At 50.2% G+C, this 17,563-nt stretch carries 27 protein-coding genes and 2 tRNA genes; 5 read left to right on the plus strand and 24 right to left on the minus strand.

Going from position 1 to position 17,563, the window contains the following annotated elements; all coding sequences use genetic code 11:
- The first annotated feature begins 100 nt into the window (after window positions 1-100).
- Entirely contained in the window at window positions 101-811 is a 711-nt protein-coding gene (locus ABCO64_RS04775) for an FkbM family methyltransferase (protein WP_253456802.1), read from the plus strand.
- 47 nt (window positions 812-858) lie between these two features.
- Here ABCO64_RS04775 and ABCO64_RS04780 read toward each other — a convergent pair.
- From ABCO64_RS04780 to ABCO64_RS04790, 3 genes are all read right to left on the minus strand, one after another.
- Window positions 859-930 (minus strand) — tRNA-Arg (locus ABCO64_RS04780).
- A 74-nt stretch (window positions 931-1,004) separates the two neighbouring features.
- Complete coding sequence (gene hypD / locus ABCO64_RS04785; protein WP_253456799.1) at window positions 1,005-2,021, minus strand: hydrogenase formation protein HypD; 1,017 nt, start codon at window positions 2,019-2,021, stop codon at window positions 1,005-1,007.
- 139 nt (window positions 2,022-2,160) lie between these two features.
- Entirely contained in the window at window positions 2,161-2,817 is a 657-nt protein-coding gene (locus tag ABCO64_RS04790) for a radical SAM protein (protein ID WP_343089230.1), read from the minus strand.
- Window positions 2,818-3,166: 349 nt separating this feature from the next.
- Between ABCO64_RS04790 and ABCO64_RS04795 the strand changes: the two genes are divergently transcribed.
- Window positions 3,167-3,874: a sugar phosphate isomerase/epimerase family protein gene (locus ABCO64_RS04795; RefSeq protein WP_253456793.1), complete on the plus strand. Its 708-nt coding sequence runs from the start codon at window positions 3,167-3,169 to the stop codon at window positions 3,872-3,874.
- A gap of 307 nt (window positions 3,875-4,181) precedes the next feature.
- A tRNA-Thr gene (locus ABCO64_RS04800) sits at window positions 4,182-4,253 on the plus strand.
- A 303-nt stretch (window positions 4,254-4,556) separates the two neighbouring features.
- Here the strand turns inward: ABCO64_RS04800 and ABCO64_RS04805 are convergent.
- The 14 genes from ABCO64_RS04805 to ABCO64_RS10960 all read right to left on the minus strand — a co-directional run bounded on the left by ABCO64_RS04805 (window position 4,557) and on the right by ABCO64_RS10960 (window position 11,049).
- Entirely contained in the window at window positions 4,557-4,691 is a 135-nt protein-coding gene (locus ABCO64_RS04805; RefSeq protein ID WP_343089231.1) for a hypothetical protein, read from the minus strand.
- A 26-nt stretch (window positions 4,692-4,717) separates the two neighbouring features.
- Window positions 4,718-5,194 carry a hypothetical protein gene (locus ABCO64_RS04810; protein ID WP_343089232.1) on the minus strand — a complete coding sequence of 159 codons (477 nt, stop codon included), beginning with the start codon at window positions 5,192-5,194 and terminating at the stop codon, window positions 4,718-4,720.
- Between the two features lies 1 nt (window position 5,195).
- Window positions 5,196-5,384 carry a hypothetical protein gene (locus ABCO64_RS04815; protein ID WP_343089233.1) on the minus strand — a complete coding sequence of 63 codons (189 nt, stop codon included), beginning with the start codon at window positions 5,382-5,384 and terminating at the stop codon, window positions 5,196-5,198.
- 74 nt (window positions 5,385-5,458) lie between these two features.
- Complete coding sequence (locus ABCO64_RS04820; RefSeq protein WP_343089234.1) at window positions 5,459-5,638, minus strand: hypothetical protein; 180 nt, start codon at window positions 5,636-5,638, stop codon at window positions 5,459-5,461.
- Between the two features lie 2 nt (window positions 5,639-5,640).
- Window positions 5,641-5,937, minus strand: a complete 297-nt coding sequence (locus ABCO64_RS04825) for a hypothetical protein (protein ID WP_343089235.1) — start codon at window positions 5,935-5,937, stop codon at window positions 5,641-5,643.
- Window positions 5,934-6,209, minus strand: a complete 276-nt coding sequence (locus tag ABCO64_RS04830) for a DUF8136 domain-containing protein (RefSeq protein ID WP_343089236.1) — start codon at window positions 6,207-6,209, stop codon at window positions 5,934-5,936. The genes ABCO64_RS04825 and ABCO64_RS04830 overlap by 4 nt, the downstream gene beginning before the upstream one ends.
- Window positions 6,210-6,452: 243 nt before the next feature.
- Window positions 6,453-6,653, minus strand: coding sequence for a hypothetical protein (locus ABCO64_RS04835; RefSeq protein ID WP_343089237.1), 201 nt, complete (start codon window positions 6,651-6,653; stop codon window positions 6,453-6,455).
- Complete coding sequence (locus tag ABCO64_RS04840; protein ID WP_343089238.1) at window positions 6,650-7,171, minus strand: DNA N-6-adenine-methyltransferase; 522 nt, start codon at window positions 7,169-7,171, stop codon at window positions 6,650-6,652. The genes ABCO64_RS04835 and ABCO64_RS04840 overlap by 4 nt, the downstream gene beginning before the upstream one ends.
- A 145-nt stretch (window positions 7,172-7,316) precedes the next feature.
- A complete protein-coding gene (locus ABCO64_RS04845) occupies window positions 7,317-7,691 on the minus strand; it encodes a hypothetical protein (protein ID WP_343089239.1) in 375 nt (124 codons plus the stop codon).
- On the minus strand, window positions 7,688-8,002 hold the full coding sequence (locus ABCO64_RS04850; protein ID WP_343089240.1) for a hypothetical protein: 315 nt from the start codon (window positions 8,000-8,002) through the stop codon (window positions 7,688-7,690). Before ABCO64_RS04850 ends, ABCO64_RS04845 begins: the two co-directional genes overlap by 4 nt.
- Before the next feature lie 202 nt (window positions 8,003-8,204).
- The gene (locus tag ABCO64_RS04855; RefSeq protein WP_343089241.1) at window positions 8,205-9,566 is read right to left on the minus strand and encodes a DNA polymerase; all 1,362 of its coding nucleotides are present in this window, start codon (window positions 9,564-9,566) and stop codon (window positions 8,205-8,207) included.
- 448 nt (window positions 9,567-10,014) lie between these two features.
- Complete coding sequence (locus ABCO64_RS04860) at window positions 10,015-10,569, minus strand: hypothetical protein (protein WP_343089242.1); 555 nt, start codon at window positions 10,567-10,569, stop codon at window positions 10,015-10,017.
- A gap of 182 nt (window positions 10,570-10,751) precedes the next feature.
- Window positions 10,752-10,892 carry a hypothetical protein gene (locus tag ABCO64_RS04865; RefSeq protein ID WP_343089243.1) on the minus strand — a complete coding sequence of 47 codons (141 nt, stop codon included), beginning with the start codon at window positions 10,890-10,892 and terminating at the stop codon, window positions 10,752-10,754.
- Window positions 10,882-11,049, minus strand: a complete 168-nt coding sequence (locus ABCO64_RS10960; RefSeq protein WP_425463698.1) for an AbrB/MazE/SpoVT family DNA-binding domain-containing protein — start codon at window positions 11,047-11,049, stop codon at window positions 10,882-10,884. The genes ABCO64_RS04865 and ABCO64_RS10960 overlap by 11 nt, the downstream gene beginning before the upstream one ends.
- A gap of 154 nt (window positions 11,050-11,203) precedes the next feature.
- Here ABCO64_RS10960 and ABCO64_RS04870 point away from each other — a divergent pair, with 154 nt between their 5' ends.
- Window positions 11,204-11,740: a hypothetical protein gene (locus ABCO64_RS04870; RefSeq protein ID WP_343089244.1), complete on the plus strand. Its 537-nt coding sequence runs from the start codon at window positions 11,204-11,206 to the stop codon at window positions 11,738-11,740.
- A gap of 10 nt (window positions 11,741-11,750) precedes the next feature.
- Here the strand turns inward: ABCO64_RS04870 and ABCO64_RS04875 are convergent, their stop codons facing one another.
- Window positions 11,751-12,965, minus strand: a complete 1,215-nt coding sequence (locus ABCO64_RS04875) for a tyrosine-type recombinase/integrase (RefSeq protein WP_343089245.1) — start codon at window positions 12,963-12,965, stop codon at window positions 11,751-11,753.
- Window positions 12,966-13,324: 359 nt separating this feature from the next.
- Complete coding sequence (locus ABCO64_RS04880) at window positions 13,325-13,714, minus strand: carboxymuconolactone decarboxylase family protein (protein ID WP_253456774.1); 390 nt, start codon at window positions 13,712-13,714, stop codon at window positions 13,325-13,327.
- Between the two features lie 262 nt (window positions 13,715-13,976).
- Between ABCO64_RS04880 and ABCO64_RS04885 the strand changes: the two genes are divergently transcribed.
- Window positions 13,977-14,174 carry a hypothetical protein gene (locus ABCO64_RS04885; protein ID WP_253456771.1) on the plus strand — a complete coding sequence of 66 codons (198 nt, stop codon included), beginning with the start codon at window positions 13,977-13,979 and terminating at the stop codon, window positions 14,172-14,174.
- A 75-nt stretch (window positions 14,175-14,249) separates the two neighbouring features.
- Here the strand turns inward: ABCO64_RS04885 and ABCO64_RS04890 are convergent, their stop codons facing one another.
- From ABCO64_RS04890 to ABCO64_RS04910, 5 genes are all read right to left on the minus strand, one after another.
- Window positions 14,250-14,798, minus strand: coding sequence for a FecR family protein (locus ABCO64_RS04890; protein ID WP_253456768.1), 549 nt, complete (start codon window positions 14,796-14,798; stop codon window positions 14,250-14,252).
- 543 nt (window positions 14,799-15,341) lie between these two features.
- A complete protein-coding gene (locus ABCO64_RS04895) occupies window positions 15,342-15,674 on the minus strand; it encodes a hypothetical protein (protein ID WP_253456765.1) in 333 nt (110 codons plus the stop codon).
- A gap of 89 nt (window positions 15,675-15,763) precedes the next feature.
- Window positions 15,764-16,027: a hypothetical protein gene (locus ABCO64_RS04900; protein ID WP_253456762.1), complete on the minus strand. Its 264-nt coding sequence runs from the start codon at window positions 16,025-16,027 to the stop codon at window positions 15,764-15,766.
- A 15-nt stretch (window positions 16,028-16,042) separates the two neighbouring features.
- Window positions 16,043-16,831, minus strand: a complete 789-nt coding sequence (locus ABCO64_RS04905) for an alpha/beta fold hydrolase (protein ID WP_253456760.1) — start codon at window positions 16,829-16,831, stop codon at window positions 16,043-16,045.
- A 107-nt stretch (window positions 16,832-16,938) separates the two neighbouring features.
- Entirely contained in the window at window positions 16,939-17,490 is a 552-nt protein-coding gene (locus ABCO64_RS04910) for a hypothetical protein (RefSeq protein ID WP_253456757.1), read from the minus strand.
- Window positions 17,491-17,563 lie beyond the last annotated feature (73 nt).

A 17,563-nucleotide genomic window follows, 5' to 3' on the forward strand; every position in this document is an offset into this window, starting at 1 on the left:
GTAATGACTTTTTTCCCTCTGCCGGCAGCAGGAATGGTTGTCCGGGGTCTCTATCGGGTAAAGGATGGATTCATTATTACCTGGTGCAACCATTCTATTGATGATTCCCCCGGCCTTTGCAGATATCATCATCCAGTTCAGGGGCTTCTTCCATGATATTGCAGAAAGAGGCGGATCTGAATATGGGATCATCAGTGCCCATCCCCAGGTGATCCGGCCCGGTGATCATGTTGTTATTGTCGGCGGCGGCGATGGCAGGACTGTTTTATCTGCAGCAGATCTGATCAGAGAGGAGGGGTCTGTGACTGTCTATGAGGCTGGAGATCGATCTGTTCAACAGATCCGCTCTCTGGTTGCAGCAACAGGCATCACTGATGTCTGCACTATTCATCACACCCTGGTTGGCCCGCATATTGATGTATATGGTGGGGATTATTCAGAAGCCTCATTCCTTGCACCAGAGGACCTCCCACCCTGTGATGTTCTTGAGCTTGATTGTGAGGGGGCAGAGGTTGCCATCCTTACATCGCTTCAGATCCAGCCACGGGCAATCATTGTTGAGATTCATCCAAGGTGCTTCAGAGAGGATCCACAATGGGTACTGGACCGGCTTGCAGAGCTTGGCTATACGATTGTGTACCGGAGCGGCCACGAAGGCATTGAGCTGACAGAGGATGAGGCTCATCTTCTGCTCATGCGATCCCGTATCAGGCGCACCTACCTCAAAAACGGGGCGCGATCGCCTGTTGTTGTTGCAGCCCTTCGAAACGCCAGCGACAAAGGGAATGGTCTATACCATGATCAGGTTTGAGAATGCGTGATTCTGGGTTCTGAGTTGTCAGAAAAGTGAGTGAGATACGTCCCGGCCGGGACTTGAACCCGGGTCAAAAGCTCCGGAGGCTTCTAGGATATCCGCTACCCTACCGAGACAGAATCCGAATGCACGGCACCTGCCGCCCTTTCGTCTAGATACATCTGTCTAAAAACAGATAAGGATATCGTCATCACCTGAACTGCTGCCAGATTTTGCATGCTCCTTCATGAGATACCATGCATGGGCCAACAGGTGTTCTCGGGGTGCATGCAGTCCCAAAGAGGGGGCAGTCTGTTGGATCAGCAAGTCCACGGAGGAGCTGGTCACAGATGCAGGGGGAACGTTTCTCGATGTGCGGTATGGTGATACCGTACTTTTTCTCTGCATCATATGCCTCAAACTGTCGTTTCAATGCCATGCCAGAGCCCGGGATGACCGGGAAACCCCGCCATTCGATATCGCAGGGTTCAAACACCTCATACATCAGTGCCTGGGCTTTTGTGTTGCCTTCACGGGTGACAGCGCGAGGGTAGGCGTTCTCTACTTCGGCCCTGCCGTCGTTTATCTGCTGGATGAGCATAAAGAGGCCAAGCAGCAGGTCTTCGGCTTCAAATCCGGCAACGACCTGCGGGACAGGGAAGTGCTCGTACTCATGGTAGCCCATGACAGTGCAGACATGCCCCGGGAGGATGAAGCCGTTTAAGTTTGCTTCTCCCTGGTCAAGGAGCCATTGCATGGCAGGTGGGACAACCCGGTGACAGGAGAGGATACTGAAGTTGTCTGGCGGCTCCTGGAGGAGTGTCGCTGCGACTGTCGGGACAGTTGTCTCGAACCCGACTGAGATGAAGACGACATCCCTGTCGGTTGTCTTTGCGATCTCAACTGCCTTATGTATCCCCTGTACTATACGGATATCTCCATCTGCAGACTCAAGGGATCCCTCTGATCCCGGCACCCTGAGGAGGTCGCCGTAGGTGGTGACGATTTTTCCCGATTCTGCCAGACTGATTGCAGTATCGATTTCGCCTGCTGGTGTGATGCAGACCGGGCAGCCCGGGCCCATGACAACTTTGAGTTTGTCTGGCAGGACACTTCGTATCCCATGTTTTGCAATTGCTGCTTCGTGTGTTCCGCAGACGTGCATGATCCGGAGATCAGATCTGACCTGTTCCCTGATCCCGGCAATAATATCTCTTCCAACCGCCATTCGACTTAACGCTCCGTAACTGATCTCTCCTGCAGAGAGGAAAAGGTGATATGTTTCTGTTTGGTGGCGAGAGGGATATGGCTGTTCATCCGGATCCCATCCGGGAGGGTTCCGCCGGACTTTCGTCTGATTCCGGATTTCAGATTATGTAAGTCTCCGGGATCTGTTCCCTGAAGAACCGGCATATCCGTTTCTTTTCTGATTCGGAGGGGGCTCGGATGCCTGGTTCTGCACCGGGGCGGTGAAGGGAGTTGAGGTGGAGGATATCCGGGCGTATTGAGACTGCTGCCTCTCTTAAAAGCAAGAGTTCGGATTCATGGGTGTTCAGGCCAGGTATGAGGAATATCTCAAGCCATATTGCCTTCGTATATTCGTTTCTGAGGTTTATGAGCCCGTCTATCATCATGCCTGTCTCTATGCCGGGAGGGGGGCGGTTTATTGCATTGAATACACTGCTGCTCACGGCGTCAAGAGAGGGGAGGATGAGATCCGCACTTCTGATCTCTGATCTGATTTGTGGATCATGGAGTGTTGTGCTGTTTGTCAGGACAGCTGTTTTGTACCTTGGATGACTGGAGTGGATGAAATCCAGGATATCGCGGATCTCGGAATGAAGGGTGGGCTCCCCCGTTCCGCCGAGGGTGATATAATCAAGCTCTGGTTCTGTTCTGAGGAAGAGGTCAAGCTCATCGAAGATTTCATCTGTTGGCGCATATTCTGCTCTCCTGAGGGTGAGGTGGTGGGTTTTTCCACATTCACAGTAGATGCAGTCCAGCGAGCAGGTGCTGCCCGGCACGAGATCTATTCCAAGTCATATGCCAAGGCGGCGTGACCTGACCGGGCCGAAGAGGTGGAGGTAGTGCATTGGTGTTATCTGCTGTATTTGTTTTTGGAAGAGATACGTGTATGGAAGCGTGCTCTGTATGGGAAACGGTATGGAAAGGTGTATGGATAGATGTATGGAAAACTGGAGGGAAAATGTATGAAATAGAGGCCTGAAGGGGGGGGCGAACCTGGAATGGACGAGAAAATGCGTCTGATAGAGAGAGGTGGATTGGAAGAAATGGTATTTAGAGAGGAAGGGTGCTGGCAGCGAATAGTCTGATCCTGTATATTTATGGTCTGGCTCTTCTCAACTTGATTGTATGTTTGCCGTATCCACCTATTGTCTCCACCGGGAACCGCTGCCGGTTGCTCTTGAGATGCTCGCAGAGATTACCAGTTCTGTTGAGCTGATGGATGACGGCCTCCACTATGTCAGCTCACCTGATATTCTCTTGAATTTTGATTTTGAGTACTCGATTCATGCCCCGTCCAGGGGTGTTAATATCGCCTCGCTTCTTGAGCCGATTCGGAAGGCGAGTGTGCAGGTTGCGGCTGATTGTTTTGCAGTTGCAGCAGAGGTGAATGCACCGGTTATTATCCATCCGGGGTATTTTGCCTGGGTTGAGGAGCGCACGCTTGCAAAGCGGCAGATGTTGCGATCACTTGCTGAGATCAGGAGTGCTGCTGAAGAACTGGGTGTCCGGTTTTCTGTTGAGAATATGGGGAACTGGGATTATTTCTTCCTCCGCACACCTGATGAACTGCCGCTGATTGACGGAACCGGCTTTACGCTTGATATCGGCCATGCACACCTGAATGCCTGCCTGCCTGAGTTCCTGGAGCACCCCTTTGATCATATCCATATCCACGATAATGACGGGCTGAAGGACTCTCATGGGCCGGTTGGAACAGGGACAATAGATTTTCATGATGTCCGCTCTGCAATTGAGCGTGAACATGTCATCCCGGTGATCGAGGTGGAGACACTCGATGGAGTACAGGAGAGCATCAGGGCGCTTGGGTGGTAAGGGCCAGGAGGGATGCAGGGGTACAGGGCTACGTGGGTTTTGGGTAGCAAAGCCGGTATCGCATGGTGGGGCTGTGTGCTGGTATGTGTTTTAGAATGCGTTTTGGAATGCGTTTTGGATTGACCTACACATCATGTATGCCAGATTTATGGCAGAATGCCTCAATATCTGTGAACCATTCCAAAAGGTATTAAAACAGCTCTCTCGTATAATGTAATGCAACTTTTCATGAGAATGAGGGTTGTTGCCGGTTTAAAGGGCTCATATCCCTGAAATGGCGGCATAGAATATAGTAATGTTGTAATCTGCCTCGGTGGCATAGCGGTATCGCGCTTCCTTGGTAAGGAAGAGGTCGCGGGTTCGATTCCCGCCCGAGGCTTAAGGAACTAAAGTTATAATTCCCTGCTAAAATCGAAGCCCATTTTGCCTTTATTTCTTTTCTTACATATAATTAAAATCTCGCTATTCTGCCCGATTCTGAAATACGGCTTTCCCAGGCAAGATCAGAAAAGGAGGTATATTTCCACTGGAGCCACCGTTAATCATCATCACAGAGGCGATTAAAGAGCCTCCACTATCAAAGGCATATCTGAGTATGGGAAGAAGGGAGATCATCAACGAGAGAGACGGTAGGGCTGTGCCTTTTACCCCCGCTCTATATGGTGCTTGACAAAAAAGAGAGTTATTTGTCTTCGGTGCGATACAAAGCCATCACGCCTTTTATCAAGACGCCCGATCTCTCCAACAGCTTCTCCTGCTCGGTGATGATCGCCTTAAGCTCCTGGATCGTTTTGTCAAGGCCTCGCAGTTCATCCATTGGAATTTGAACGAATGGCATCGCGATCACTCAATCAAAACTATCTGGATCTTTACTCGATTGTGATCACCGCAGTGCTGACAAGCATACCCAGAATCCCAGAAGAGCGCCCCGGCCCTCATCATCAAAATGCCATCGTTGCCACAATAGGATAGGCGTTCGTGTAGGGATAGGAGAAGGCTGATCGTCTCTGGGATCGGTTTCTTGCACCGTGAACACGGGATCGCAGGCTCTTTTATACTCGCTATTCGTTTACCTTCAACCTCGATCCGAAGGCGACCACTCTTAACCCAGCTGATGATCTCATTCTGTGTGCGTTTTACCTTCTCGATCGCTCCCAATCGGGCCCGCTCGTTGTCCTCAATGCGCCTCTCTGCCTGGAGACGATCCCGCGCCTCGTTCGCAAGAACGATCTTGAGCTGTTCTGCTGTGTGTCCTGGGAACCGAAGGCGATTCTCCAATTCCTCAATACGGGCCTCTGCTGTTGATACCGCTTCGCTCATGTCACCACTTCCGGATAATGCCATTTTTACGATCGATCTGGATCTGATCGTTGACGGCTGTCTCTGTGTTGCCGCCGCCCTTCTCGCTCTGGAGTAACCCGATCCTTCGCTTGAAGTTCTTATCCGCCGCTTCAAGTTCTTCTTTAATCAACCTTACTTGTTTTAGGAATTCTGATCTTGTCATCGCCATTTTTATTCTCCTGAAAAAATAATTGGTAAGAGGTAGTTACCATGTCTGGGGCTCCGCTGCTGCATCATCGCCCGTCAGTCCTCCAACTGTGGTACCCATTTTTCTGATATGATCTCTGGATCTGTGTCGTCCGGGTGAAACGGGTTTGTGCGAGTTATGATCTTCGTAACTGCCCTTTGCCGCTTCTCCTCCTCCTCAATCCGTGAAGACCTGACACCCAGCGCCGATCCTGCGTTATGCTTGCCAAGAACCATAATCAGAGCCTCCGAATTTCTGGGAGAAGGTGAGCAACCTTCCGGTATTCTCGTTCGATATTGATCCGATCGTCCGGGCCCTCTGGATGCTCCAGAAGCCAGCGCTCGCTATACCGCTTCTGCTCCTGTGGTGTCGCATCCATGAATCTGATCCCCGATGGGAGGATCTCTTCTCCCACAGCCCGGATCACCTGATCGACCTCCTCGGATAGCTGCTCCGGTGATATGCGCTCGTTCCTGTGTTTTGTGTGCAATTCTGCAAGTTCAAGCCGCCTTTTTGCCTCGTTTAATGTCGTCATTTCTTCGCCTCCTCTAATGCTGTGATCCGCTTCAGTATCTCGTCATACTCGCAGTCCTTCAGAATGCTACCATACACCTGGATACCTTGAATCAGGAGTCTTGTTTTCGCATCCCGCATCTTCTCGGTATCCGGTGAACGAAAACGGCCCGATACCGCTTTCTGTCGAAGTTCTGAGATAACCGCGCTGGATATTTCCAGAAGGTCATCTCTGGAGAGTTTTCTTTGAGAATCCCCCGATATCCGCGCTTCGTTCAATTCCTTATTTACCATTTATGCCCCCCAATCATATTATTCTCTGATAATATCTCTAGTGCGCATACAGTATTTATAAGTATGCTATCGATCTCGGATTTGCTCCCGTCTTTCGCTCCTGTGTTCATAAATCGCGATCCTCCGGATCTAGTCTGATCTTGTTTGGGCCGGGTGTGAACTCCTCAGGCTCGCAAAATACGAGCTCTAGACCATCCTCGCCCCGTTCGATTCGTTGAATTCGCTTGTAAAGTGTGTCTGTGTTCATGCTTTTTCCTCCATGTCTGCCTGTGTTCCTCTCTCGATACTTTCGGGCCGCTGGCACTTTTGCCGCCCCCTCCATAGATGGGAGTGTTCCGGATCTGTCTCTGAGATCCGATCCATAACATACTGGATCGAATAGATCCCCGGCTCAAGTCCAGCCCGCCTCCTGATCTCTTCTGGCAGGCGGATCTTGTAGGTCATGACCTCCCCCCTGCTGAATCCGGGGCGGGCATCCAGATAGGCCCCAGGCTACTAAAGACCTCGAAGAAGCGATCGGTATTCGCTCCCAGATAGAAAACTCCTGAAGGGAAGGGGGCCGCGTCCTTGTGACCTGAAAACTTTAAGCGTCCTCTGATGGAGCACCAGGGCCACTTAGAAAGACGATTGAACCATCGTGTATCTGTTCTGGCAGCTATCAGGATGATCACTTCTGAGACGTTCCCGGCTTCGTACTCATCAAGAGCCTTCATGATCCACTTATCAACCTCCCGCCCATAGGGAGGATTCACATAAGCCCGGCCGTTCCATCTCTGAAGAAGACCGTTATCCTCTTTCGTGAAATGTTGCCCGGCCGGGATGCTGGGAGGAGAGGGAGAGCACGGATCAAGGTCGATCCTCTCCCATACCTGGAGCACTGCATCTATGATCGCGTCCGGGGTGTACCATTCCTCACTCCTTGAAGAGAGCAAGGGAGAACCGGCTGCTGTGATGCTGTTCATTTCCTTTCTCCCTCCCTGCGATCCCGCGTTGAAAAAACGATTTTGCCGCCCCCGTATCCGCATTTGGGACAAAGAAGGGGCCGCCTCCATCTCCCAGATACGCTCCAGCTGTGGCTGCATCGGCCACAATAGAACTGAAAAACCTTCATGATCTTACCCCCTTAAGCGTGACCTGTCGATCGGCTTCTCCACTGGCAGGAAGAGAGACCGGGGCCGTTTTTCTGTTTCCTCCCAAAACTGAGATCATCGCCTTAGCCGGTACGGTGAACCAATCTTGAAACCCTTTTAGTTTGAAGACAAGGGCCTTTCCACTCTTCGATAACCTCATAAAACCGGCTTTCTGGGGCGATTCGGTCATTTCTTCATCTATCCGATAGACCAGAGCCGCCCCTTTCCGATCAATCACTTGAGCGAGATCCTCCCTCCGGATAACGAAGAAATGATCCGGCTCATCAGAGAGGTAAACACAGGCGGCCCGATGACAAAGGCGGGCATATCCGACCTTTTTAAAGTCCGTCATGCCTTCACCCCGCCCCGTTTATAGGTCTCATAATCGACTATGGAGACTCTGATCGCCCGGCCTCTTGCCCTCTCTGCTTTGATCAGTCCCAGCCGCTCAAGTTCTGCGAGCCCCCGGCCGAAGCTGTCCGGGCCGATACCCAGGCACTCTTTAGCCCGCTTGTATGTGAGCGGGAGATCCTGGCCTCTTCGTTCAACCCCGGCCCGATGCCATATGAGAAGTGCCATCTTTGTGGCAGAGTGGGCGGCCCGGTTTTCGCTGATCACTCGAAGCCATTTCAGAGGCACGAAGCCACAGTATAGATCAGTCATGACCGCCCTCCCTCTCCCTCTAAATACCTAAGTACTCCAAAGAAAGAAAGTAAGGGCGGGGTAGGGATCGCTGCGGGTTTAAAACCGGCAAGATGGCTGGTTATAACTCGCAGAATAGCGGGTTTAAACCTGCAAGATAGCGGGTTTCTCCGACTCTCTCTAAGACCTATAAACCCGCGCCCCTGCGTGTTTACCTGACTTCTCATAATGCCCCGGTCTCCTGCTCGATCTCATCCAGAAGCCTCTGGATCATCTGCCAGGTATCCCGGCCGCGCTTGTCACAATACCGCCCCGGATAGGTGATCACTTCTGCATCAGTGCGAACAAAGCCAGCGCCCCCTAGCGCTTGCCGGGAAGCCTCTTCCATGAGACTCTGGCAGGTCTTGACCGTCTCCTCCAGATCCTCGATCGAAGACTCGACCAGAAAGGCATCATGTACCGGGCATAGAACCTCAATACCTGCATCCTCAAGCATGATCGCAGCTATTCGTAGAATATCGGCCCCGGTCGCCTGCATCGGCCAATTCCGAAGGGTCGATACCTGATCGCCCCCTGAGATGAGTTTAAACTGCCAGCCGTAGGAAGTGCTGATCTTTTTCTCAAGAAGAGAGGTTCCCTGGAGTCGGTCTTGCCATTCCCAGAACCGTTTAAACGTCCGTTTATGGTGCTGAATCAACTCCTTGCCATAAGGAAGAGGTTTTCCCAGCTGTTTTGAAAGGCTCTGCTCCTTCATGCCATATTGAACGGCTAGGGCGCATACTTTGAACTGATCCCGGATCTGTCCGTGCGTCTGTTTGGTCGCTCCTTCCGGGGCCGCCCCTGCCATTTGTGCGAAGCTGAGATACGGATCTCCCGACTCGTAAGCCCGGATCATATTCGGATCATTACTGAGATAGGCGGCTAGTGCGAACTCCTGCTGACTGTAATCCACATACGCAAGCGCCCGGCCCTTTTCCGGCTTGATGAGTCCTCGCAGCCATACAGCCGGGCCGAAGATAAACTTTGAAGTAGAAGGAGCGTTCCTGCCTGTCTTCGCTCTGAAGGGACTAAGAAGCGTCCGGTTCCTTCCATCTGATCCGACTGCCAGAGAGTTAAGCCGAAGTTGCCCCAGGATGTACCGAAGATCCCGCAAGGGCTGAAGACCGGGGTACGTCTTCGTCATATCCTTGAGAGTGTCATCAGTGAGAGAGAGCCGCCCGGTCTCTGTCCGGGGCCAATCCATACCTCTCTCTTGAAGATACTTCTCGAAGAGATCAAGTTTGAACGTCCGGCCCCCATAGACTCCATAAGACTGATCAACCTCTTCGATCAGTCGCTCCTGTAAGCGCTCCCAATGCCTCTCTAATCGGCGGAGTGTCTCAAGGTCTATCGGTATGCCCCGGTATTCCATAGAAGCCACAGCAGCCATGAAACGCCCGCGCAGAAGCGTTCTGGGGCCATCTAACCGGCTTTCCATATTCCGGTATAGGTAAACTGTGGCCTCTACATCACTCTGACAGTAGTCAAGAATCGCCTGCTGCTCCTCCTCCGAGTAGGGCGGCCCCTCCATGATCCGCGCTCGCATATCGGCCTTGTGGGATGCTGATCCGGTCTCTACCTGCCAGTACTCGCAAGCATCAAGAAGGCCATTCCGTACTCCGGGAAGACCGTTCGTTAAGACTCTGTGTTCTGTGAAAAGATCACAAATATTATAAGGAACGTCCCAGCCCAAAGCGAGATGACACCCTACTTCAGCGCTCGCATAGTAGGCAATATACAGGTTTTCAGGGCTCAAAAACGGAGGAGGGGCATTATCACACTCACGCAACCATAACCGGCTTATTTCCTCCGTTATCACGTTCTGAGCGACCATACAGAGAGGTACGGGCCTTTCTCCATCGGGGGCGTAAAACTCAAAATCTACGGCCCAAAGTTCATTAAAGCCCTTCATTAGAAGCCCCTCTTATAGTCCCTGTATAGGAATTTAAACACAGGTTCTAATTCCCTGTGTTTTATGCGCGCTTCCGTAGTCATCAGGCACGCCCCCGAAGACGATTTAAGACGGGGTGATCATCAGTATCAATGATCCGATCCTTGAAGGCAAGCTCCAGCGCTTTGATCATCGTTTCAGGCTGATCGGGCCAGTCCGGCTCTACCAGGTTACCATCTGGCAGCCATAACTCATAAGAACTTAAAGACCGGCTGGCAGAGATCCTTATCCACTGAGTTTTAGCTAGCTCGTAATGCTCCATCCGGCTCTGATGCCAGGTGTTATGCTTCCCCTCTGCATCCGGGAGCCCCACATCTGAAAGGCTGAGAGTATTTGATCCGTAGGTCATCAGCATGTAGATCCTCACAGGCCGGGCTAGTCCCTGCTGGAGTAGTTCTGGCTGATACCGGGGCATGATAAGAAAGGGCTCGCTGTCGTCATCCTTGAAGAGAAAACAGTCAAAAACCCACTCATCACCGGGGCGTACTCTGAACCACTGCGAAGCGTCCGGCCTCCGTATCGGAATATGGGTTAATTGCTTCTTGATTGCGATCCCGGTCTCCCAGGAAGGCGGCAAGCGGCAAGCATCCAGATCCATATCAGAAGCCCCCCGAAGGTATGCCAGATCCTCCGCATTTCGCTAAGGCTGCAATCATCCGATCGAGATCATCCTCGATCTTAGTTAAAATACGGCAACAATTATATATATTAGACTCTAATAATAGGTTAGACGTTTCCGCGTCTCCTGAGTCTGCCAGATTAACCCCCCGGCAGGCCCCCTCATTCTGTTCTATCATCGCTTTCCTCCTCATTCAAGATCTCAAGTTCTCCTCTCTCTACCATCATCCGTGCTGCGACTTTGTGCAAGCGGGGCAGGTGATCGAATACATCCTGCTGAATTTGGAATATTTCAGCTGCCATTCTTGACCTCACTCGCAAAAATGACAAGGCGCCCGCCCTCTGTCTCCAGAGAAACAGTTTCAGCATCCTCTAGATGATTATCTCTAAGCCAATCAGGCGGGATCGAGATCATCCGACTCCCTCCCACTTTGATAAGCCTTTTAGTTTCTGTCTGCATTTTCTCCTTCCTGAGGCATTCCGCCTCTGATCACACTATAAGACGGCTGTATTTAATATTAAACCCATATAAGGTATATTTAGTAATTTAATACCCTATATAGCGCATAGATCAGAGAATTAAATACTTATATCAGTAAAACCAATATATTCTCATGATACCTGATATAACGAAAGGAGAGAAAAAGGCGGGACAATCCGGCCGGGGCGCTAACCCAAAATCAGAAACATTAGGATTTTTAACGAAGAATAAAAGGGATTTTCTCAAAATGGGAGAGGAGGAGCGGGCCGGAATCGATCCGGGCATGCGGAGCCGGTATAAGTCGGATATCTTGAAGAAAGTACCCCTAGTCCTTGAAGACCTGCTGCTCGTCCTCAATTTCTTCGACTCTGAAGACCTGAAGAGCCGAATAGATCCCGATCATCTGGCCTCTATTGTTTGGTTAGTTACGGCAAAGCTTGGGAGAGAAGTAAGCACCTTTGGACAACTCGATACCGTCCTGATGAATGCTCTTGAGGCGGGCATGAATGATCGAGCCTGGGAGACAAGAAAGTATTACCAGGTCGAAGCCACCACAGGAACCGGGACGCCCCGATCTAGGCCATCAGTGGACGATAGAGAAAGAATGAGAGAGACGATGAATTCCCTTCTAAGCGGGGCCCGCTCCCGGTGGATAGAAAAGAAGGAATGAAAAAAGAGTTTTAACCCCTTTTCTCTTCTTCCTGAATCCGCTCTGCAAGTTCAATCGTCCGGGAGGGGCTCGCAGTCAGCCAGCGCTCGATAACCTTTTCTGCATCCGCTACGGACTTGATCGCCTCCTGTGTCAGCTTAGCCCCGCATCGATTACAAAACCAGCTCCCCGGAGGCATGACCGTATGGCAGCCGGGACAGGTCACAGGCTCCGGGGCCCCGCTCTCTTTCTTACCTTCAAGCTCGATCCCGGCTTGCCGTGCGAACTCCTGATCAATATCCTCATCTATCAAGTGAGAATAACACTCGATCATATTGGTGCTTTGGTTGCCCCAGAAAGCCTTTTTACAGAGCGTCTCCTGCATCCCGCCCCGTAATACATGCGTTATCCTGCTGTGTCGGAAGCTGTGAAGAGTGACCTTCTTTGTGATCCCGGCCTCTTGAACGAATCCCTTGATCGCCTTCCTAACGCCCATATATTGAACCGGCTTCCCTTCTGGAGTGATGAATACCCAATCGTCCGGGCCGGGGTTGCCGCCTGGGTAGGAGGCCTGCCAATTGGCTAGGTACGCCACATAACTGATAATAGGCACGGTGCGAAGCTTGCCAGTCTTGCCGTCCGTGCGTATCTTTGCCCCCCAGGGCAGGAAGGTTATATCCTTCCACTTGAGAGAAGCGACTTCGGAGATCCTGAAGCCGCCTTCATACAATACCCCGATCAGCGCCTTGTATTTGGCCGTCCGTGCTGCTGAAATGATGGCTGTGATCTCTTCGGCTGTGAGAATATCGCCGTCTGCCTTGGTTTTTGTCGAATATCCGATCGTTCCCATCTCTTTGACCGTAGCAATCGGTATCTCAACAGTTCCCTCTTCAGCCAGCCAGGTAAAGAACCGCTTGATAAATTTTGAAAAATCGGCTACGGTGTTCTGTGTGTATGGTTTGCCGTCCGCCTTCTTGGCAGCCTTTGCAAGCCTGAGAGCGCCAAAGAGATCCGCCTTCTTGGTCTCTCGATAGGGGGCGCTGAAGAACTTTCGCACAGTCACTAAGATAGAAACTGATTTGAAATATCTGGACGGTGACAGCCTCGTAGATCGTTCATCTACAAAGGCCCTGATCAGGTGTGCGTCATCCTCGGAGATCCGCCCCTCACGAATACCCCTCTCTAGAGACCTATCAGCAAGTTTGTAATAGTTCTCTGTTGTGTGGTGGAACCTATCATTCTCCATACTATTATATCGCTCCCTCTTATCTTAATACTTTCGTAGGGAATTATAACTTTAGGTTTAAGTTCCCGCCCGAGGCTTAATTTGCCCATCGTTTCTTTTTTTGTCGTCATAAATTCGTTAGATTGTATTCTGATTGTTTTAATAAGCTCATCGATGAATCGGGAAGCATTTTGGACTTCTTTTGAAAGAAGCTCGTAGGTTTCTGGATCTAATGATAGATGCATCCGCTGGCGAATACGCTCAGGGCGTGTCCATTTTGTCTTTTTAACACCATTAATCAATTATTTCTCACTGGATACACATACGTGCATATCAGGAAGCGCGATAAGGAAAAATATGAAACTCGCCTACGCAAAACCTCACCCCGTCTCCCCCTCATCCCGACCCCTGAAAACCTCCTTTGCCGCCGCCATTCCATTGAGGGCAGCAGGGAATCCTGCATACACCGCCATCTGAATGATGACCTCACGTATCTCGTCCCTCGTGCAGCCAACAGCAAGTGCCATATCAATATGGGTCCTGAGTTGTACCGGGGCTGTACCGAGAGCCGTAAGAGCGGCAACAGTCGCAAGCTGGCGTGTTCGGAGATCGAGTCCGGGGCGGGAGAGCACATCACCATACGCAAACGCAACCGTCATCCTGGTGAGATCAGGTGACATATCATCCAGTTGATGAAGCATCGCCTGCACCGATTCGCCACCCATCTTCTCGAGTTGGGCGAGCCCTTTGTTGTATCGTTCCTCTGACATCAGGATGATGAATACCACTTGTGGACAGAAAAAAATTCGGATCTTCTGATACCTTCTTATGGCAGCATTTCCGATCAATGATGGAATGAATATCCCAGACAGCCTATATGCATTCGACAATGCCCAGAGCTATTGATTTTCTATGGTATTCAGATTGTAGTCACCGGATTTGGTACTACCGCAGAATGATCTGAGGTACTGGTCATCATTGTTTGTACAAGCACAGGGGCGTTTACCAAATTATTTACTATTATGAGATCAGATGAACGATCTGATCATGTCGGATAGAGAGGTGTATGCATATCTCATCACGGGCCTGGTTCTGCTCCTCATCGGTCTCCTCGCCCCAATACTCTACTCCTTTATCCCTGAGCACCTTCAGGAGCCGATCAACTTTATCGCTTTCTTCTTAGCTCTCTTTATTGTTGTTTTTGTCGCAATCGGGCCAAGAGGGGGCTGACATCTGACTCATCCTTTCGGCTGATGGAAGGTCCGGTATGGATCGGTGTAGCTATCTCGTCGAGGCCAAATAATCTTATCCCCGGACACCAGCAATAGCCGAAGGTGTCATACTTGAAAAGCTTTCCCCTGAAAGAAATTCTTTCACCTTCATCCATGTATCTTCAATAATTGATACGATCGGTTCCAGAACACTCATCGGTTTATCAACAATCTGCCTCTCTAAATGTAAGCTGTTTCCCCCCTCGACAACCTGCCTACCCCCGTGATCTAATTGAACGATCACTTCAGATCCATCATCTGCGTAGACAGTATCGCCTGCCATTAATCTCTCCCCAACGGTTGCACTCATAACCCGGTTCTGTCTCTGAATATACCCTTTTCCTCGAACGTAGGTTATTCTCCCAACTTCAACATCATCTCCATCTGGTAGAAGAATTCTATCAAGAACTTTCGGGCGGACATCGGTCGCTTCAGGGGTCGGTTTTGGTAATAGGGAGCTGCCTCCCCGTTCAAACACTATCGCCGTACCTCCGGTACCACCACTAAACATTGTCTCACCTCTATCAGCCAATGAAACAGTGGCAAAAGATCCCGGACCAAGAATCAGAACATTATATTCCAAAATGCTATCACCAGTTTTGGCGGGTTGGGCGCTCATGCCCCGTGTTATAGAAACTGAGTATCCTCCACTCGAATCATCCGGGGCATGTGTGATCGACACTACTCGTCCAAGTACCGATTCATCAGTCCAGACCTGTAATGTCGTATGAGATCCGGTCTGGGCTGACACGGGCAGAGCGCAGGTACAAACAAGAGCAGTGATTAAGACCAACATGCAAATCTTCGTAAAAATGTTCATAAAAAAGAGAAAGGCGGTAAACTAATAAATAATTAACTCAATTGCCACTTATTTTCTGAGTATCCTGTTAACTCTACAATGGCACATTAGCTCACCATAATCCTATCCCCGCCCCTGAAATCCCCTATGAATCCGAGTCAAGCGATGCGATTGGTTGAATGAGCGTTCCTTTCTTCACAGAGTGGTTAAACCTCCTCTCAATGCCACCCTCTCGAAAAGGCTATCCGCTTCAAAATCCTACAATAGATCTGAGCCCGGAGCTAACATTATATGTTGACACACACAATCCTGGCTCCAATGCCTTTCTCAGGTTAAAACCCGTTTTTTCCTCTTCATTTTACATTTACGCGAATTAATCCTGTTTTTTTCGTTCATCACGATTGTTCTGGCAACACTCAGTGCATCCTGTATTTTCGGTGGAATAAGATACTTGATGATCCGTACAATATCGTGCAAAGTGAGCTTCTTTCTCACCGAAAGAGCCTGCATCAGTTCCTGCGTGATCCAGAGCATTGCCAGAAGAACCAGTGCCATGTGATGGTGCCACGCATTCCAGTTTCTCACCTGATAGTTATTCATCCCGGCGAGTTGGTTCACATCCTGGAACGAACGCTCGATCCAGAACCGTTGACTCTGCATGCTTGCAAGATGTGACAATGCGGTGTTATAGTTTTGAATAATTATCGAAAGCTTTTTTTTTTATTCGTATTTGCGAATCTGTGTCTATATTATGTCTCATTATCTATAAAATATAATGATTGTATATGTTCCAATCCAAGCCCTTCTCTCGCTTCAGATTCAGAAATCAATAGCCCTTTTTCCTTTTCAAGCCGGTATTTCTGGAGGCAGATATAATCTTCTTCAGTAAGGATCGAATCTTGATCGATCATATCTGATTTGATATTTTGACCTCCTTGACAATTCTCAATCTCTTTTTCCGTACCCTCCATCTCCTCTATCTCCTCTCCTCTCATCTTCTCTTTCTCTCTCACATCTCTCGCCAATAATCACCCAAGAAACTCCTCGATCATCACTGCAATCTTCACCGGCTCGCAGAAGATCATGCCGTGCGCCTGCCCTTTCAGTATATGCAGGGTGGCATCAGGGAGGGCTGCTGCGATGAGTTCTGCATTATCGGGGGGAATGACAATATCACGGTCGCCTGCCAGAACCAGTGCCGGAGACCGGACTGCATGGAGCTCAGGGTAGACTCCGTCCCACAGGAGCATGGCATCATACTGCTCCTTCACCGCCTGGGGGTTGGCAACCTCCCCGTAGTCCACAAACCAGGTGCTGGGATCGGGGTGCTCACACCGGTACTCTTCGGTGAGAAGGAGCCTGCCTGCACGATCAACGTACGCCTCAGGGGTATCGAATTCCTGTGCCATCTCCTCCAGGACCCATTCTTCAGCTGGAACCCTCAATGCCCCGCCGCAATCTGCATTCAGGAGGACAAACCGGTTGAGCGTATCTGGAAAGAGAACTGCATATTCAAGTGCGATCATGCCGCCCATAGAGTACCCGACGATATGGACAGGCTGCTCATCAACACCAGCAAGCTGCGTGATCACCTGGTGCAGATCCCGGGCAGCTTGCGGAATCGAGAACTCAACTGCGGGATTCCTCTCGCCGGAAACCCCCCGGTGGTTATAGAGAATAATCGTGTATTTTTTAGCAAGATACGTTATCAGGCGGGATGGCCACTCGTCAAGCGTCATCCCATATCCAGACACAAAAACGATTACCGGCCCATCCCCGCAAATTGCATACCGGAGAGGGACAGCATCTTCAGTCATAGCAACAGGCATATACCAACCAGTCGATACAAGAGCTGATAGCAGTTATCTTAAACGGGAGCAGATCCCAACAAAAATTTGCATACGTATCGCTTTCATCTCTCAACTTATCTTCCCCGCTTCAACTCCTCAATCTCCCGCCTCAGCTGTTTTATCTCATTTCTGTCTGATCCAATCTCAAGGAAGCCCATGCCAACAAAGATCGCCATGACAGACATGAGACCAAGTCCGATGTGAATCATATTCATAATCGAAACAATATCATCGCTCAGCCTGTTCAGGTTTTCAGCAAGGGAATGCATATCATCTGCAGTGGCTACCAGATCAGATCCGGTTGTATGAAGCGAGACCCCGACTTTATATAACAACTCTCCACCCTCAATAAGCGGATCCCCTCCTTTGACAAGTGGGATCAGATTGATAAGCCTGCCTGCATCCCGCATATACCCGCCTGTCTTTTCAAGCGGCTGACCAATACTCTCTATCGATTCTCCGGTTGATCGGATCGAACTCTCATGCCGCTCAATTATGGCACTGGAATCCTGTAAGACATGCCTGGCATCAACAGCAGATCCAAGAGTATAGCTATATCCCGTTCCGATGATGCCGATGACACCGATAATGATGAGCATTGTCCCGAGTAACTCAAGTTTCTGCATGAATCAGCCTCGCATGATGATCAGTTCAGAAGTAAGATTTCTCTTCTTTTATTAATAGAATAAGGTTTTGCAT

Source organism: Methanocalculus natronophilus (genome assembly GCF_038751955.1).
Lineage (GTDB): Archaea > Halobacteriota > Methanomicrobia > Methanomicrobiales > Methanocorpusculaceae > Methanocalculus > Methanocalculus natronophilus.

Coding starts and splice junctions, on each gene's coding strand:
- ABCO64_RS04815 (WP_343089233.1), bottom strand. CDS start 5,384: ATGGCGATGACAAGATCAGAATTCCTAAAACAAGTAAGGTTGATTAAA.
- ABCO64_RS04910 (WP_253456757.1), bottom strand. CDS start 17,490: ATGCAGAAACTTGAGTTACTCGGGACAATGCTCATCATTATCGGTGTC.
- ABCO64_RS04775 (WP_253456802.1), top strand. CDS start 101: ATGATTCCCCCGGCCTTTGCAGATATCATCATCCAGTTCAGGGGCTTC.
- ABCO64_RS04845 (WP_343089239.1), bottom strand. CDS start 7,691: ATGACGGACTTTAAAAAGGTCGGATATGCCCGCCTTTGTCATCGGGCC.
- ABCO64_RS04825 (WP_343089235.1), bottom strand. CDS start 5,937: ATGACGACATTAAACGAGGCAAAAAGGCGGCTTGAACTTGCAGAATTG.
- ABCO64_RS04805 (WP_343089231.1), bottom strand. CDS start 4,691: ATGGATGAACTGCGAGGCCTTGACAAAACGATCCAGGAGCTTAAGGCG.
- ABCO64_RS04830 (WP_343089236.1), bottom strand. CDS start 6,209: ATGGTAAATAAGGAATTGAACGAAGCGCGGATATCGGGGGATTCTCAA.
- ABCO64_RS04870 (WP_343089244.1), top strand. CDS start 11,204: ATGATACCTGATATAACGAAAGGAGAGAAAAAGGCGGGACAATCCGGC.
- ABCO64_RS04905 (WP_253456760.1), bottom strand. CDS start 16,831: ATGACTGAAGATGCTGTCCCTCTCCGGTATGCAATTTGCGGGGATGGG.
- ABCO64_RS04880 (WP_253456774.1), bottom strand. CDS start 13,714: ATGTCAGAGGAACGATACAACAAAGGGCTCGCCCAACTCGAGAAGATG.
- ABCO64_RS10960 (WP_425463698.1), bottom strand. CDS start 11,049: ATGCAGACAGAAACTAAAAGGCTTATCAAAGTGGGAGGGAGTCGGATG.
- ABCO64_RS04840 (WP_343089238.1), bottom strand. CDS start 7,171: ATGAACAGCATCACAGCAGCCGGTTCTCCCTTGCTCTCTTCAAGGAGT.
- ABCO64_RS04820 (WP_343089234.1), bottom strand. CDS start 5,638: ATGGTTCTTGGCAAGCATAACGCAGGATCGGCGCTGGGTGTCAGGTCT.
- ABCO64_RS04810 (WP_343089232.1), bottom strand. CDS start 5,194: ATGAGCGAAGCGGTATCAACAGCAGAGGCCCGTATTGAGGAATTGGAG.
- ABCO64_RS04885 (WP_253456771.1), top strand. CDS start 13,977: ATGAACGATCTGATCATGTCGGATAGAGAGGTGTATGCATATCTCATC.
- ABCO64_RS04875 (WP_343089245.1), bottom strand. CDS start 12,965: ATGGAGAATGATAGGTTCCACCACACAACAGAGAACTATTACAAACTT.
- ABCO64_RS04865 (WP_343089243.1), bottom strand. CDS start 10,892: ATGGCAGCTGAAATATTCCAAATTCAGCAGGATGTATTCGATCACCTG.
- ABCO64_RS04855 (WP_343089241.1), bottom strand. CDS start 9,566: ATGCGAGCGCGGATCATGGAGGGGCCGCCCTACTCGGAGGAGGAGCAG.
- ABCO64_RS04860 (WP_343089242.1), bottom strand. CDS start 10,569: ATGGATCTGGATGCTTGCCGCTTGCCGCCTTCCTGGGAGACCGGGATC.
- ABCO64_RS04895 (WP_253456765.1), bottom strand. CDS start 15,674: ATGCAGAGTCAACGGTTCTGGATCGAGCGTTCGTTCCAGGATGTGAAC.
- ABCO64_RS04850 (WP_343089240.1), bottom strand. CDS start 8,002: ATGACTGATCTATACTGTGGCTTCGTGCCTCTGAAATGGCTTCGAGTG.
- ABCO64_RS04795 (WP_253456793.1), top strand. CDS start 3,167: ATGTTTGCCGTATCCACCTATTGTCTCCACCGGGAACCGCTGCCGGTT.
- hypD (WP_253456799.1), bottom strand. CDS start 2,021: ATGGCGGTTGGAAGAGATATTATTGCCGGGATCAGGGAACAGGTCAGA.
- ABCO64_RS04835 (WP_343089237.1), bottom strand. CDS start 6,653: ATGACCTACAAGATCCGCCTGCCAGAAGAGATCAGGAGGCGGGCTGGA.